Genomic DNA, 15,772 nt, shown 5'->3' with positions numbered 1-15,772 from the left:
CACGCGCCCGCGTGCTGCGCGTCGTCACGTGCGGGTGTTCCCCCCCGCCTCGCCCCCTTCTTGCCTGCGCCCCCGGACAGTCCGCCGCGTCCGCGCCCTCTTGCGTTTTGCCGCAGCGGTGCTTTCCTGGCCCCATGGCCAGGCTCGTTCTTCTCCACAAGGCGGACTCGATCTACGAGGACGAACCGGACGTCGTCTACGATTTCCCGCGCCCCTATCTGAAGGCGATGCAGGCGGCGGTCGGCGACTGGATCGTCTATTACGAGCCCGTCAGGGCCGGGCCTCGCGGGTATTTCGCGGTGGCGAAGATCGAGCGGGTGATCCCGAAGCCCGGCGCCGAGGGGCGGTTTCTGGCGCTGATCGCCCCGGGCAGCTTTCTGGAGTTCGACCGCGCGGTGCCGCGCCTTCTGGACGGGCGGCCGCTTGAATCGGCACTGGCCGGACCGGACGGGCGGCCCAAGCCGGGCGGCGCCACGCAACTGGCGGTGCGCCGCCTGCCCGAGGCCGAGTTCGCCCGGATCGTGGATCTGGGCCTGCCGCAAGATCTGGAGCGGCTCGAAGAGACCCGCTACGATCCGCCGGGATCGGGGGACGGGCTGGCCGAGCCCGCCGCCGCCTTTGCGCGCCCGGTGTTGGAGCGCCTGACCCGCCGCCCCTATCGGGACGTGGCCTTCCGGCGCAAGGTCCGCGACGCCTATGATTACCGCTGTGCGATGTCGGGGCTTCGCCTGCGCAATGGTGGCGGACGGCCCGAGGTCCAGGCGGCGCATATCCGGCCGGTCGAGCGGCAGGGCAGCGACTGGGTGCGCAACGGGCTCGCGCTGTCGGGCACGCTGCACTGGATGTTCGACCGCGGGCTAGTTTCGGTCGCCGAGGATGGCGAGACGATCCTGGTGTCGCGCAACAAGGTTCCGGGCGATGTGGTCGCGCGGCTGATCCGCCCCGAGGGCCGGCTGATCCGCCCGGCCGACCCGCGGAACCTGCCCCATCCCGCCAATCTGCGCTGGCATCGGGAGAACGTTTTCGGCCAGGTTCTGGCGGACGGCCCGGCGCCCTGGGACTGAGGTTGTTTGAGGGGGCGCTGGTTTTTTGAGGGGGCGCTGCCCCGGCCGCTGACGCGGTTCAGATCATCTGATCACCGGGCGGAAAAATAGCAATCTTTTTCAGTAGGTTGCAATGGGATTGGTTCACACGGCTCGATACCGATTGGGCCGATTTGGGCCGGAAACGCCGCAAAACACCCAAAGGTGCAGTAAAAAATCCAATGATATCAATGGGAGCTTGCAGGGATCGTCAAGCTGAGACTTAACGCTTGATGGTCGTTGTCGCGGGCAAAATGCGGAAGTGCCGCCCAACGAATTGCCGGTGGACGTCGTCGGCTCGGTCAAGCGCAACGCGCATAGTGAAGTCCGAGAACGCATCGGAACCGGGCTCGAGTTCGGCAAAGGTTCTTGAAAGCTCCGGGTCCGACTTGAGGTCGCGCAGAAGCTTGATGACCCCGTCAAAGGCGGCTCGGTGGGCCGCCCTCTCCGTCATCTCATAGAACTCGCCGAATACCAGGGCATCCGTGCTGATATTCAACGCTCTCGCAAGCGAACCGCTCCGGGTTTGGCGGAGGCTGATTGACGTTGGTTACGCGGTCATGGCTTCGGTTTCCAGAGCTGCATAGAGGTTGGCCTCGGCTTCTGCGGGCGGGATGTTCCCGATGGGCTCGAGAAGACGGCGGTTGTTGAACCAGTCCACCCATTTGAGCGTCGCGTATTCCACGGCTTCCAAGCTGCGCCATGGGCCGCGGCGGCGGATGATCTCAGCCTTGAACAGGCCATTGACCGTCTCGGCCAAGGCGTTGTCGTACCTGTCGCCGACGCTGCCCACCGAGGGTTCGATACCGGCCTCCGCCAAGCGCTCAGTGTGGCGAATAGACAGGTATTGGAGCCCCTGTCGCTGTGGTGAACCAGCCCCATGCCCTTTCCGGGGCGGCGATCATGCACCGCCTGTTCCAGGGCATCGAGAACGAACCCAACATGCGCCGATCTGCCGACGCGCCAGCCAATGATCTTGCGAGCATAGGCATCGATGACGAAGGCGACTTAGACGAAACCCTTCCAAGTGGCGACATATGTGAAATCCGACACCAACGGCATGTTCGGTGCCGGAACACGGAACTGGCGGTTCACCTTGTCCAGCGGACACGGCGCCTTCTTGTCGGGGATCGTCGTTCGATGCGGCTTGCCCCTGATAATGCCTTGAATACCCATGCTCTTCATCAGCCGCGCGACCGTGCAGCGGGCGACATCGAAGCCCTCGCGGCGCAGCTGGTGCCAGATCTTGCGCCCGCCGTAGACGCGCCAGTTCTCTTCAAGAACACTGCGGATCTCGGGCGCAGGGCTTCATCGAGGCGGGCGCGGTCCGACAGGCGAGCTGGATCAGCCCGCGTCGCCAGATGATCATGGCAGGTGGATGGGGCGATCGGCAGCACGTCGCAGATCGGCTCGACCCCGTGCGCATCCCGGTGCGCGTCGATGAAACCCACCATCCCTTCGACCGGCGGTCGAGTTCCGCCATCGCAAAATACGCTGACGCCTTGCGCAGGATCTCGTTCGCCTGACGCAGATCGCGGTTCTCCCGTTCCAGGGCCCTCATCCGCTCAGCCACCTCGCTGGAGACGCCCGACCGCTTGCCGCCATCAACCTCGGCCGTCTTGACCCAATCGTTCAGGGTCTGCGGCGCACAGCCGATCTTCGCCGAAATTGACATGACCGCCTGCCGCCGCGATCCATGCTGACCCTCATTGTCCAGGGCCAACCGCACCGCACGTTCACGCATTTCCGGAGAAAACTCGTTCGTCGTCTAGCTCATGATGCTCCACCTTGCTCTGGAGTTGGAGCCTCCGGCAAAACCGGAGCGGTTCAAGACGGCTCCACGGGGTATTTCGGCCAAGAAGAAGGGTCAGGCGCGCTCAATGGCCATCGCCGTGCCTTCGCCGCCGCCGATGCAGATCGCAGCGACGCCGCGCCGGAGCCCGCGCGTTTCGAGCGCGTTCAGCAAGGTGACGAGGATGCGCGCCCCCGAGGCGCCGATCGGATGGCCGAGCGCGCAGGCGCCGCCATTGACGTTCATCCGCTCGCGCGGGATGTCGAGTTCGCGCATGAAGGCCATCGGCACCACGGCAAAGGCCTCGTTCACCTCCCAGAGATCGACATCGCCGACCGACCAGCCGATGCGGTCCAGCAGCTTGCGGGCGGCGGGCACCGGGGCAGTCGTGAACCAGCCCGGCGCCTGGGCATGGCTGGCATGGCCGAGGATCCTGGCCCGGACCGGCAGGCCGCGGGCCTCGGCCTCGACACGGGTCGCGAGGATCAGCGCGGCCGCGCCGTCCGAGATCGAGGAGGCGTTGGCCGGGGTGACGGTGCCGTCCTTGCGGAAGGCGGGTTTCAGCTGCGGGATCCTTTCGGGGCGGGCAAGGCCGGGCTGTTCGTCCTCGCGCACCACCGTCTCGCCCTTGCGCCCGGCGACCGTGACCGGAACGATCTCGGCCGCGAAGGCGCCCGAGGCCTGTGCCGCCAGCGCGTTCGAAAGCGAGCCCAGAGCATAGTCGTCCTGCGCCTCGCGGGTGAACTGGAAAGCCTCGGCGCAGTCCTCGGCGAAGGTGCCCATCAGGCGGCCCTTGTCATAGGCATCCTCGAGCCCGTCGAGGAACATGTGATCGACCGCGCGGCCATGGCCGATCCGGGCGCCGCCGCGCATCGCGGGCAACAGATAGGGGGTGTTGGTCATGCTTTCCATGCCGCCCGCGCAGAGGATGCGGGCCGCCCCCAGCGCCAGCCGGTCATGGGCGATCATCGCCGTCATCATGCCCGAGCCGCACATCTTGTTGAGTGTGGTCGCGGGCACCTCCTCGCCCAGCCCGGCCCGGAACCCCGCCTGCCGCGCCGGAGCCTGGCCCTGGCCCGCCGGGAGCACGCAGCCCATCAGCAGCTCGTCCACCGTGTCGACCCCGGCGCCGTCAAGTGCCCCGCGGATCGCGGCACCGCCCAGACCAGGCGCATCGAGCGCCGCGAAGGCGCCCTGGAAGCCGCCCATCGGGGTGCGCGCGGCCCCGCAGATTACCACCTCGTCCATGCCATCCTCCCGTCCATTTCCCAACGTACACTTACCGAATGGTAAGGAATGGCGTCTAGCCTCGACGAGGTGTAAGCAGGAGTCAGGACGGCATGAAACTGCAATCCCAGCTGCGCGGCGACGCTGTTCATGTTGTCGTCGACGAGGAAAGGATCGATTCCGCGGTCGCCATCCGCTTCAAGGAGGCGGTCCGCGAACAGGCGGCGGACGGACCCGCACGGGTCGTGCTGGACCTGCGCAATGTCGAATTCCTGGACAGTAGCGGCCTTGGCGCCGTCGTCGCGGTGATGAAGCTGATCGGCGCGGGCCGCCAGCTGGAGCTGTGCAATCTCACGCCCAATGTCGACAAGGTGTTCCGGCTGACGCGGATGGACCGCGTCTTCACCATTCACGACACCCACGAAAGCGCCTTCCCCGAAAGGCAAACGATCGCATGACCCTGTCGCGCGCGCCCGATGGGGAAGCGGATGCATCCAACTCTGCAGAGGATGCGTCGGTCGGCGCCCCCGTCGAGACCCGCCCCCCGCTGATCATCGAGGCGACTCCGCTGGGCGTGCGGGCGGCCCTGAAAGAGATGCGCGCGCGGTTCGGATCGTCAATCACCGCAGACGGGACGCTCGGCATGGCCGAAACCGTGCTGGCGGAGGTCCTGAACAATATCGTCGAACATGCCTATGCCCGCGACCGGGACGGCCCGATTGAATTGCGGCTTGCCCGCGAAGGGGTCTGGTTGCAGGTCGACGTTCGCGACTACGGCCGCCCGATGCCCGGCGAAAGCCTGCCCGATGGCAGGATGCCGGGACCGGATATTCTGGCCGACGACGCCCCTGAAGGCGGATTCGGCTGGTTCCTGATCCGGGCCTTTGCCCGGAACCTCGACTATACACGGCAGGCGAACCAGAACCGGCTGACCTTTTCGGTGCCGCTCTGCGAAGAGCCCTAGACCCGACGCGAGCCGCAAAAAAACCCTGAAAGCTCCCCGAGCGCGCCCAGATCCGAGGCGATAACGTAAGGGTAGCTGCAAATGGCTTCCCTCGGCGTCACGCTCCATATCAGCCCCCACCCAGGGCGTGGCGCCGAGGCTTCCCTCCCCCAGGACATGTTTCGCGATTTCTAGGCCTGAGCTGTCAGGAGGGCACCGCCACGGGCGGCGTGTGGCGGCAGCCGCGCGGGGGCGGGGTCGGCTGCCATCTTTCCCGCATGATACCAAAGGTCGCCCAAACCGAACGGGCTTTCCCGGCGGCCCCGAACCATTCGCGGCGGGTAGCACCGCCCGATCAGGGTTCTGATACACGCGCTCGGATGCCTCGGGTCTCGGATGCCTCGGGTCTGGCCAGAACGCCCCAGATGCCATACCCCTCCCCCGGAGAACGCTCGCGTGCCATCCGCACGCCAAATCCCACGAACCGCCCCCTACCCTCAGGCGTTCGGGCCGGAAGCAGCCGCGGACCGCCAGCCAGGGAACGATCCGGCGGTCCACGATGACCCGGAAAGGCCGCCAGAACGCCAGAGCCCGCCCCCCGGAAGCCGTCTCAAGTCGCCTTTGCCGAGACGTCGGCCTGCAGTCGGCAGGACGCGCCTTTCCCCGCCACGGCCAGAGCCTCTGGCCAGGGCGGTAACCCGGCGGGGCGCCCTGCGGCGGGCCGATGGCCCGGAGGACGGAACCGGTGGCACCCCAATGAACCGGCAACCCGGCCGGCCCCCTCTGGAAAAACGAAAAGCGCCACCGGAGCCTCAGAAACCCGCGCATGGCCCGCCGCATCGGCCCCGCTTCCTGCCCGGGCGATGGGTCCGCGCTTTCGCCATTGGAATTGTGGACGGCAGGTTCTACCCTGCCCCGGGTTCGGGATTGGTGCGGGAGGGTTTCATGCGCGATTTCCAGTTGCCGGGTCGCTCGGCGGTGTTTGCGACCAACGGGATGTGCGCGACCTCCCATCCGCTGGCCGCCAAGGTCGCGGTGCAGATGCTCGAGGCAGGCGGCAATGCGGTCGATGCCGCCATCGCGGGGGCGGTGCTGCTGGGGATCTGCGAGCCGCAGATGACCGGGATCGGCGGCGACTGCTTCGTGCTGGTCAAGCCTGCGGGCGAAAACGGAATCGTCGCGCTGAACGGCTCGGGCCGGGCGCCCAAGGGGCTTGAGGCCGCCAGCCTCCGCGACCGGGGGCTGACCGTCATGCCCACGGATGCTGCCGACGCGGTCACGGTGCCCGGCGCCATCGACGCCTTCTGCCGGTTGTCGAAGGACTGGGGCCGGATCGGGCTGAAGGCGAGCCTCGCCCCCGCCATCCACTATGCCGAAGCGGGCGTGCCGGTCGCGCCCCGCACCGCCTTCGACTGGGGCCGCGCCGCAGATCACCTGAAGGGCGCCGCGCGCGACTTCTACCTGCTGGACGGCGCCGCGCCGAAACCGGGACAGGTCTTCCGCGCCCCGAAACAGGCCGAGGTGTTGCGCCGCATCGCGATGGACGGACGCGCGGGGTTCTATGAGGGTGAGGTGGCCGAGGACATGGTGGCCTCGCTGACCGCGCTGGGCGGCCCCCATACGCTGGAGGATTTCGCCGCCACCGCCTGCGATTACGGCACACCGGTCAGCGGCAGCTACAAGGGCGTCGAGCTGGTCGAGCATCCGCCGAACGGTCAGGGCGCGACCGCGATCCTGATGGCGAACATTCTGGCGAATTTCGACCTGCCGTCGATGGACCCGCTCGGGGCCGAGCGCGCCCATCTCGAGGCCGAGGCCGCCAAGCTGGCCTATGACGCGCGGAACCGCTTTGTCGCGGACCCCGCCCACATGACCCGGCTCGACCACATGCTGGCCCCCGAAACGGCGGCAAAGCTGGCCGCGCTGATCGACCCCGACCGGGCGATGGCAAGCCCCGCGCAGCTGTCGGAATCGGTTCACAAGGAAACCATCTACATCACCGTGGTCGACCGCGACCGGATGGCGGTGTCGCTGATCTATTCGATCTTCCACAGCTTCGGCTCGGGGTTGGCCTCGACCAAGTTCGGCATCAACTTCCAGAACCGGGGCGCGGGCTTCAGCCTGACCGAGGGCCATCCGAACGAGGCCGCGGGCGGCAAGCGGCCGATGCACACGATCATTCCGGCGATGCTGAAGAAGGACGACAAGGTCATCATGCCCTTCGGGGTGATGGGCGGGGCCTATCAGCCGAACGGCCATGCCCGGGTCCTGACCAATATCGTCGATTACGGGATGCATCCGCAGCAGGCGCTGGACGCGCCCCGCAGCTTTGCCGATCAGGGCGAGCTGCTGGTCGAACGCGGCTATGCCGAGGACGTGCGCGCGGCGCTGGCCGCCAAGGGGCATGCGGTGGTCACCCCGCCCTCGGCCATCGGCGGGGCGCAGGCGATCCTGATCGACGACGAGACCGGCGTTCTGCAAGGCGCATCCGACCCGCGCAAGGACGGCTGCGCGCTGGGCTACTGAAGCGGAATGGAGGCGGTCAGTTCAACTGGAACTGCAGCGGATACTGGCCGTCCTCGAACTCGCCGAACAGATCCGACAGGTCCGGGTGATCGACCGGCTCGCCGGTCTCGTCGGCCACGAGGTTCTGCTCGGACACGTAGGCCACGTAATAGCTGTGATCGTTCTCGGCCAGCAGGTGATAGAACGGCTGGTCCTTCGAGGGGCGGCTTTCCTCGGGAATCGCGGCATACCAGTCTTCAGTATTCGAGAACATCGCATCCACGTCAAAGACCACGCCACGAAACGGATGCTTCCGGTGACGGACCACTTGACCCAGATGATATTTCGCGTGCGCTTTAAGCATGCCGTTGGAACCCCCGACTTCGAACACTAATCCCGGAGGCATACCCTTGTCCATGCGGCACCACGCTCCCTGGGGAAACACTCTGTGAACCTTATACTTACGGTCCTCGAGATTGTCGCCCCGGTATTCCTTCTGGCCGGGGTAGGATATCTTTGGGTCCGGCTCGGAAACGAATACCGGGTCCAGTTCGTCACCCAACTCGCGATGACGCTGTCGGTTCCCTGCCTGATCTTCACCGCGCTGATGAAGACCCAGATCGAGCCGCAGGCGCTGACCGCGCTGTCGCTGGCCGCGGCGGCGGCCTATGGCGGGGTGACGCTTCTGTGTTTCGGCACAGTGCGGCTGGCGCGGCTGGACCGGCGCACCTATCTGGCGCCGATCATCTTCGGCAATACCGGCAATATGGGCCTGCCGCTGGCGCTGTTCGCCTTCGGCGAGCGCGGCTTCGATTATGCGGTCGTCGTCTTCGCGGTCATGGCGATCTATTCCTTCACCTTCGGGGTCTGGCTGGTTTCGGGCGGCGGCTCGCCCCTGAAGGTGCTGAAAGAGCCGCTGGTCTGGGCCACGGTTCTGGGCGGGCTGTTCCTGTGGCAGGGCTGGCAGACGCCGACCTTCCTGACCAACGCGCTGAGCCTGATCGGGCAGATGGCCATTCCGCTGATGCTGATCACCATGGGGGTGGCCATCGGCCGGCTGCATCCGGGCCACCTGCCCCGCGCGGTCTGGCTGAGCCTCGTCAAGCTGGCGATCTGCCTGGGCGTCGCGGCGCTGGTGGGGCTGTGGTTCGGGCTCGACCGGGTGGCGCTGGCGGTGCTGGTGCTGCAGATCTCGACCCCGGTCGCGGTGACCTCTTACCTTCTGGCCGAGAAATACGGCGCCGATGCCGAGGCCGTGGCGGGGCTGGTTGTCGTCTCGACCCTGATGTCGGTGGTGGCGTTCCCGCTGACGCTGGCTTTCCTGATCTAGGCGGCCCGCCGCGCGGGCGCAGCTTGGGCGTTTCCCCCGGCGCCGATTTCGCCTATGATGGTTCCAAACAAGACAAAAAACGGCAGTCGATACAGGTCAACGAGAGGCAGATGGGCAGGTTCCTTCTCATCGCCGCATGCCTTTTTCTGGCGGCATGCGGTGACAAATCTCCGCCGCGCAATGTGGAAGACGCCTGCGCCATCGCGCGCGAGCGGCCCCAATACATGCGCGCAATGGAACGCAGCGAACGCCGCTGGGGCGTTCCGGTGCCGGTCCAGATGGCGGTGATCCATCAGGAAAGCAAGTTCGTGGGCGATGCCCGGACCCCCCATCGCTTCGTGCTGGGCATCATTCCGATGGGGCGGCAAAGCTCGGCCTATGGCTACGCCCAGGCCATCGACGGCACCTGGGACATGTACCGCACCAGCACCTCCAATCGCGGGGCGCGGCGGGACGACATCAACGACGCCACCGATTTCATGGGCTGGTACATGGCCGAGTCCCGCACGAAGCTCGGCATCCCGCTCAGCGACGCGCGCAACCAGTATCTGGCCTATCACGAAGGCCATGCCGGGTATGCCCGCAGCAGCTATCGCAGCAAGGCCTGGCTGATGGCGGTGGCGAACCGGGTCGAGGACCGGGCGCAGCTTTATTACGCGCAACTCATCACCTGCAGCCGCTGAGCCCCGCGCCGTGCCCGGGGCCCGGACCGAGCCGGGTCCCGGGCACGGCGCGGGGGTCAGTGCCGCATGCGGTCGTTGGTTTCCTGGATGATGTTGAAAAGCCGGGCCCCCAGCGGCATCCCGGTCTTCAGCTCTCCCAGAACCACGGTGGTCTGGCTGCCGGTCTCGTCGGTGACGATCCATTGCCGCAGCTCGATCGGCTCGTTGGTGAAGACCAGTGTGATGGTGCCGTATTCGGGATGCTCGGGGTCCTGCGCGACGACGCGGGTCGAACTGCCGTCCTCTTCATGCCCCACAACCATCCGGGCGCGGCCCAGATCGACCTGACGCTCGAGGATCAGGTTCAGGGGCGTCCGCTTCAGCGGATACTGTTCGGGCGGCTGGTTGGATTTCTCGTCGAAGACCGCGACCTGCCCGCCGCCCGCCATCACCAGTGCCTTGTCGGGCGGAGCGTATTCGAACCGGGCCCGGCCGGGGCGCCGGATCGACAGCACACCGGTCGAGATCGAGCCGTCGGCGTTGATCTGGGTGAAATCGGCCTGCGCGGTCTGGAAGCTGTTCAGGTAGGCCGACAGAGAGGACAGCGGGATCGGGTCCGCCAGAGCAGGCGTGCCCGCCAGCAGGGCCGCGAGGGCCAGGGAAAGACGAAACGGTTTCATGGCTGCCAATCTAGCGCCGCGGACCGGGCATTTCACCTGCCCGGCCGTCACGAATGGGCGACCCGCCGCTCACGCCTGTTCCGGCACGAGGATCTCGCGCTTGCCCACGTGGTTGGCGGCACTGACCACGCCCTGATCCTCCATCTGCTCGACCAACCGTGCGGCCTTGTTGTAGCCGATGGCCAGCTTGCGCTGGATATAGGAGGTCGAGCATTTGCGGTCCTTGATGACGATCGCCACGGCCTGATCGTACAGCGCGTCCTCGCTGTCGGTATTGCCGCCCAGCCCCAGCACCAGGTCGATGTCGCTTTCCTTGTCCTCGTCCGGTCCCTCGACCACGCCGCCCACGTAATCGGGCGGGCCGAAGGTCTTGAGGTAGTTGACGATCTCCTCGACTTCCTCGTCGCTGACAAAGGGGCCGTGCACGCGCGAGATGCGCCCGCCGCCGGCCATGTACAGCATGTCGCCCATGCCCAGCAGCTGTTCGGCCCCCTGTTCGCCCAGAATGGTGCGGCTGTCGATCTTGCCGGTCACCTGAAAGCTGATCCGGGTCGGGAAGTTGGCCTTGATCGTGCCGGTGATGACGTCGACCGAGGGCCGCTGGGTCGCCATGATCAGGTGGATGCCCGAGGCCCGCGCCATCTGCGCCAGCCGCTGGATGCAGGCCTCGATCTCCTTGCCCGCGACCATCATCAGGTCGGCCATCTCGTCGACGATGACGACGATATAGGGCAGCGTCTTGGGCAGGAATTCCTCGGTCTCGAAGACGGGCTCGCCGGTCTCGTCGTCAAAGCCGGTCTGCACCGTGCGCTTGAACATCTCGCCCTTGGCCATCGCGTCGCGCACCCGGCCGTTATAGCCCTCGATGTTGCGCACGCCCATCTTGGACATCTTGCGATAGCGTTCCTCCATCTCGCCCACGACCCATTTCAGCGCGACGACGGCCTTCTTGGGGTCGGTGACGACCGGGGACAACAGATGCGGGATGCCGTCATAGACCGACAGTTCCAGCATCTTGGGGTCGATCATGATCAGCCGGCATTCGTCGGGCGTCAGCTTGTAGAGAAGCGACAGGATCATGGTGTTGATGGCAACGGACTTGCCCGACCCGGTGGTCCCCGCGATCAGCAGGTGGGGCATCTTGGCCAGGTTCGCGACGACCGGATCGCCGCCGATATCCTTGCCCAGCGCCAGCGGCAGGCGCTGCGCGCTGTCGCCGAAATCGCGCGCCGACAGGATCTCGCGCAGCACCACCTTCTCGCGGCGGGCATTGGGCAGCTCGATCCCGATCACGCTGCGCCCCGGCACGGTCGAGACCCGCGCCGACAGCGCCGACATGCTGCGCGCGATGTCGTCGGCCAGGCCGATGACCCGGCTGGCCTTGAGACCCGGCGCCGGTTCCAGCTCGTACATAGTGACGACGGGGCCGGGCCGGACCGAGACGATCTCGCCCTTCACGCCGTAATCGTCCAGCACGTTTTCCAGCATGCGGGCATTCTCTTCCAGCGCCTCTTCGCTGAGGTAATGCCGCTCGATGGTGTCGGGATTGGTCAGGAGCGACAGCGGCGGGTGCTGATAGCCGTCTTCCGAATCGTCGAATTGCAGGCCCGGCTGGGCCTCGTCGCGGGCACGCCGCGAGGGCAGGACCGACTTGCGCGGCGGCTGCTCGACCAGCTTGCGCGGCTCGACCACCGGGATCGAGGGGCGCGGCGGCTGGGCGGGCTGAGGCACAGCCTCGTAAGGCGCCTCGTAGGGCGCGTCGAACCCATCCTCGTCCTCGAAGGCATCGATCTCGGGCACGTCGATCCTGGCCCCCGGCGCGGGCGCCTGCGGCACGGTCAGCGCGGCGCTGCGCACCACCGGCGGCTCGGGGCGGAAGCCCGTCGGCACCGGCGCGCTGCGGGTCGCGCGCGACCGGATCACGTCGGCAATCCGCGCCCGGATGCGTTCTTCGGCGGCAGGCGTCATCGCCGGACCGTCCTCGTCCTCGTCATCGATCAGATCGGGATCGGCCCGGCGGCGAAAGACCGGCAGCCGCGAGAACAGGCCGCCCCGGGCGGGCGCCTCCTCGGCGTCGTCATAATCGTCCCCGTCGTCGTAGTCCGGGGCGACGGGGTCGGCCCGGGACGAACGGCGCGCCTGCACCCCCTCGCCATAGCGCACCGCGCCATGCAGGGCACCGCGCAGACCGCGCCCGGTGGCGCCGCGCAGCGCATCATAGCTGAGGATCAGGCCCAGCAGAACGCCGCGCCCGAACCGACGCAGCTCGTCCCGGTCGACGCCCATAACGAACAGCCCCAGCGCCAGCGCGCCCAGCCAGACCAGCGCCGACACAAGCTTGAGTCCGACGATGGTGTCGATCGGCACAAGCCCCAGCACCGCGCCCAGCACGGTATCGCCGAACAGCCCGCCCATGCCGAAGCTGTGGGTCCATTCGGGCGTCGGCACATGGGTCGCCGTATAGACCGAGGCCAGACAGACCAGGAAGGGCGCGAAAATCACCCGCGACAGCGCCCGGTCCTCGCCCCAATGGGCAGCGAGCCGGACACCCCAGGCCGCGGGCACCGCGACCAGCGCCCAGCCGCCATAGCCCACGACGATGTAGATCGGCGAGGCGATCGAGGCGCCGAACCGGCCCAGAAGGTTCTGCGCCGGGGCATCGGTCGCCGACAGCCAGCTCGGGTCGTCGGTCACGTAGCTGCCCAGCGTCATCGCCAAAAGCGCCGCCAGCAGCATCAGACCGATGCCCAGAAGCTCCTTGCCCCGCCGCTCGATGGCGGCCTGGGTGGTCTGGTCAAGCAGGGGTTCGCGCCGTTTCATCTGATAAGAAGCCATGCCCTTGCCCCCTCAACCGTACAGACAGTCGCGCAACCGGACCAGCGCCGCCGCCATTTCATCCTCGGGCGCCACCATGGCCACGCGGACAAAGCCCGCACCCGGATTGGCGCCATCGACCTCGCGCGAGAGATAGGCGCCGGGCAGAACCCGCACCCCCGTCTCGCGCCAGAGCCTCAGCGCCGCCGTTTCGCCATCGGCGACCGGCAGCCACAGAAAGAACCCGGCCTCGGGCGGCCGGTAGCCCGGCACATCGCCGAGGATCTCGTCGGCGCGGGCGTATTTGCGCACATATTGCGCCCGGCTCGCCTCGACATGGACCTCCTCGGCCCAGAGCCGTTCGGCCGCCCGTTGCAGCGGCAGCGGCAGCGGCGCCCCGGCATAGGACCGCAACTGCTTGATCCGGCGCAGGCTTTCCGGCCCGCCGGCGGCGAACCCGGACCGCAGCCCCGGCAGGTTCGACCGTTTCGAAAGCGAATGGAACGTCACCACCCGTTCCGGATCGGCCCCAAGCTCCTGCGCGACGGTCAGCGCCCCCGTGGGCGGGGTGTCACGATAGATCTCGGAATAGCACTCGTCGGCGAAGATCCGGAAATCGTGCTTTTCGGCCAGCCGGATCAGGTCGGCCCAGTAGTCACGGTCGGCCACCGCGCCCTGCGGATTCGAGGGCGAGCAGAGATAGGCGATGGCAACGCGGTCCAGCACCTCGGGCGGCAGCGCGGCGAAATCGGGCAGAAAGCCGGTTTCGGCGGTCGCGGGCACATAGACCGGATCGGCCGCCACTGCCAGCGCGGCCACGGCATAGACCTGATAGAACGGGTTCGGCGTCAGGATGACCGGCCGGGCGCCCGCTTTCGTCTCGGGGCACAGCGCGAGGGCTGCATTGAACAGCCCCTCGCGGGTGCCGTTCAGCGTGGTGATCTGGGTTTCGGGATCGAGCGCCACGCCGTAACGGCGGCCGACCCAGCCCGCGATGGCCGCGCGCAGTTCAGGTGTGCCCTCGTTCGGAGGATACTTGCCAAAGTCATGGGCATGCTCGGCGACGATGTCGGCGACCCAGTCGGGAAAGGCGTGCCTCGGCTCGCCGATGGTCATGTGCACCGGCACGCCGCCGGGCTCATGCACATCCAGAAGACGCCTGAGTCGCGGGAACGCGTAGTCCGGAAGGTTCGAGAACCGCTCGGGAAAGGTCATGGACCCCAATCTTGTCTGTCGTACTGCCTCGGTTCGGAGTCGTCAGGGCGCTCCGATTGTGCCTCACGATAGACCTTCGCCGCGCCGGGGTCCAGAAAGCCCGGCGCGGTCAACCCGGTGCCGGGCGAAGTTGTGGCATTTAGGTCAGGGCGCGTTCCGCCGCCGCGCCGATCCGCAGCAGCCGCTCTTCCGACATCGGCAGCCCCAGGAACGAGATCCCCGTGGACGGCACGCCGGTCGGCAGGGTCAGCACCGCGCTGCCCATCAGGTTGCCGATCCGGGTGTTGCGCAGCGCCAGCAGGTTCTCGGCCATGAAGAACTCGGAATCGGCCAGCAGCCGGTCGACATTGGGCGGCAGGATCGGACAGGTCGGCAGCAGCACCGCGTCATATCCCGCGATCCGCGCGGTCCAGGTCGCCCGCAACCGGTCGAGCAATTGCCAGGCGGCGACATAGTCGGCCCCCGAAAAGGCCTTGCCGCCCCGGAACCGGTCCAGCACCGGCGGGTACATCTTTTCGGGCTCGGCCTCGATCATCGTGCGCCAGGTTCCGTAGGCCTCGGTCGCGAACAGCACGCCCGCCAGCGCCAGCGCTTCGGCCACCTCGGGCGCCTGCCCCCGGACAATGGTCGCGCCCTCTTCGGCAAGCCGCCCGATGGCATGGTTGAACCCCGCCCGGGGCGCATCGCGCAGCCCGTCAAGCGCGACCGTCTCCAGCACCAGGAACTGTGTGCCCTTCAGGCTCGGCTCGGACAGATCGGCCGGTCGGCCCCCTTCCAGCGCGGCCAGCAGCAGGGCCGCATCCTCGACGGTCCGCGTCAGCGGCCCGACCGTGTCGAATTTCGGGCAGAGCGGCACCACGCCCTTCAGCGAGACCCGCCCCGAGGTGGTCTTGAGCCCCACCAGATCGTTCCAGACCGCCGGGATGCGCACCGAGCCCCCGGTATCGGACCCGATCGCGCCCGCCGCCAGCCCGAAGGCGACCGAGGCCGCCGCCCCCGAGGACGATCCGCCCGGCGCGCCCTTGGGGTCGTTGATGCAGGGCGGCGTCGCCGTCACCGGGTTCAGGCCCAGCCCTGAAAAGGCCAGTTCGGTCATATGGGTCTTGCCCAGGCAGACCAGACCGCCCGCAGTCGCCGCGGCCAGCACCTCGGCATCGCGGTCGGGCACCCGGCCCTGCAACAGCGCCGCCCCGGCCTCGGTCGCGGTGCCCGCGCTGTCGAACAGGTCCTTCCACGAGATCGGCACCCCGTCGAGCGGCCCGAGCCTGAGCCCGGCCCGCGCCCGGCCGCGCGCGGCCTCGGCCTCGGACAGCGCGCGCGCGCGGGTGGTGCGGGCATAGATCCGGTCGCGCAGCGGATGGCCCGCAATCTCGTCGAGGAAGGTCGCGGTCAGGTCCACCGGGTCGATCTTGCCTGTCTCGATCCCGCGGCCCAGATCGCCTGCACTCATTCCCAACCAGTTCTGCACCATACCCGGCCTCCACCGTCCAAAAACCTGCGCGCGAGGCTAGCGGGGCCGGGG

13 protein-coding genes, 1 pseudogene and 1 other annotated feature are annotated in these 15,772 nt (G+C 67.6%); of the genes and pseudogenes, 6 read left to right on the top strand and 8 right to left on the bottom strand.

Translation table 11 applies throughout. The features are described from left to right. Positions 1–134 precede the first annotated feature (134 nt). Entirely contained in the window at positions 135–1,064 is a 930-nt protein-coding gene (locus EV657_RS07190) for an HNH endonuclease (RefSeq protein ID WP_113670584.1), read from the top strand. Positions 1,065–1,305: 241 nt separating this feature from the next. Here EV657_RS07190 and EV657_RS07185 read toward each other — a convergent pair whose 3' ends face one another. The 3 genes and pseudogenes from EV657_RS07185 to EV657_RS07175 all read right to left on the bottom strand — a co-directional run bounded on the left by EV657_RS07185 (position 1,306) and on the right by EV657_RS07175 (position 4,122). Beyond that, entirely contained in the window at positions 1,306–1,581 is a 276-nt protein-coding gene (locus tag EV657_RS07185) for a hypothetical protein (protein ID WP_134077501.1), read from the bottom strand. A gap of 51 nt (positions 1,582–1,632) precedes the next feature. After that, positions 1,633–2,826: pseudogene (locus EV657_RS07180) on the bottom strand (IS3 family transposase). After that, positions 2,462–2,578: a sequence feature (AL1L pseudoknot), on the bottom strand. (Overlaps the previous pseudogene by 117 nt.) Before the next feature lie 123 nt (positions 2,827–2,949). Beyond that, on the bottom strand, positions 2,950–4,122 hold the full coding sequence (locus EV657_RS07175; RefSeq protein WP_134077500.1) for an acetyl-CoA C-acyltransferase: 1,173 nt from the start codon (positions 4,120–4,122) through the stop codon (positions 2,950–2,952). A gap of 92 nt (positions 4,123–4,214) precedes the next feature. On the opposite strand from EV657_RS07175, the gene EV657_RS07170 reads away from it, so the two are divergent. The 3 genes from EV657_RS07170 to EV657_RS07160 all read left to right on the top strand — a co-directional run bounded on the left by EV657_RS07170 (position 4,215) and on the right by EV657_RS07160 (position 7,570). Further along, positions 4,215–4,559: an STAS domain-containing protein gene (locus EV657_RS07170; protein WP_075787248.1), complete on the top strand. Its 345-nt coding sequence runs from the start codon at positions 4,215–4,217 to the stop codon at positions 4,557–4,559. Beyond that, positions 4,556–5,065, top strand: coding sequence for an ATP-binding protein (locus EV657_RS07165; RefSeq protein ID WP_134077499.1), 510 nt, complete (start codon positions 4,556–4,558; stop codon positions 5,063–5,065). Before EV657_RS07170 ends, EV657_RS07165 begins: the two co-directional genes overlap by 4 nt. Before the next feature lie 924 nt (positions 5,066–5,989). Next, complete coding sequence (locus EV657_RS07160) at positions 5,990–7,570, top strand: gamma-glutamyltransferase family protein (RefSeq protein ID WP_134077498.1); 1,581 nt, start codon at positions 5,990–5,992, stop codon at positions 7,568–7,570. Positions 7,571–7,586: 16 nt separating this feature from the next. Here the strand turns inward: EV657_RS07160 and hspQ are convergent, their stop codons facing one another. Continuing rightward, entirely contained in the window at positions 7,587–7,913 is a 327-nt protein-coding gene (gene hspQ, locus EV657_RS07155; protein WP_134077497.1) for a heat shock protein HspQ, read from the bottom strand. Between the two features lie 84 nt (positions 7,914–7,997). On the opposite strand from hspQ, the gene EV657_RS07150 reads away from it, so the two are divergent. After that, positions 7,998–8,879 (top strand): AEC family transporter, encoded by an 882-nt coding sequence (locus EV657_RS07150; RefSeq protein WP_134077496.1) that lies wholly within the window; start codon positions 7,998–8,000, stop codon positions 8,877–8,879. 110 nt (positions 8,880–8,989) lie between these two features. Beyond that, entirely contained in the window at positions 8,990–9,562 is a 573-nt protein-coding gene (locus EV657_RS07145) for a transglycosylase SLT domain-containing protein (protein ID WP_075787252.1), read from the top strand. A 56-nt stretch (positions 9,563–9,618) separates the two neighbouring features. On the opposite strand, the gene EV657_RS07140 is transcribed toward EV657_RS07145, so the two are convergent. From EV657_RS07140 to EV657_RS07125, 4 genes are all read right to left on the bottom strand, one after another. Further along, positions 9,619–10,221 carry a LolA family protein gene (locus tag EV657_RS07140; protein ID WP_113668116.1) on the bottom strand — a complete coding sequence of 201 codons (603 nt, stop codon included), beginning with the start codon at positions 10,219–10,221 and terminating at the stop codon, positions 9,619–9,621. A gap of 69 nt (positions 10,222–10,290) precedes the next feature. Further along, positions 10,291–13,056, bottom strand: coding sequence for a DNA translocase FtsK (locus EV657_RS07135; RefSeq protein ID WP_134077495.1), 2,766 nt, complete (start codon positions 13,054–13,056; stop codon positions 10,291–10,293). A 12-nt stretch (positions 13,057–13,068) separates the two neighbouring features. Further along, entirely contained in the window at positions 13,069–14,250 is a 1,182-nt protein-coding gene (locus tag EV657_RS07130; protein WP_134077494.1) for an aminotransferase class I/II-fold pyridoxal phosphate-dependent enzyme, read from the bottom strand. A 139-nt stretch (positions 14,251–14,389) separates the two neighbouring features. After that, entirely contained in the window at positions 14,390–15,721 is a 1,332-nt protein-coding gene (locus tag EV657_RS07125; RefSeq protein ID WP_134077493.1) for an amidase, read from the bottom strand. Between the last annotated feature and the right edge of the window lie 51 nt (positions 15,722–15,772).

The sequence above is a fragment of the Rhodovulum visakhapatnamense genome, from assembly GCF_004365965.1.
Classification (GTDB): domain Bacteria; phylum Pseudomonadota; class Alphaproteobacteria; order Rhodobacterales; family Rhodobacteraceae; genus Rhodovulum; species Rhodovulum visakhapatnamense.
Note: the sequence above shows the minus strand (reverse complement) of the source record. Positions and strands in the feature narration are given on the sequence as shown.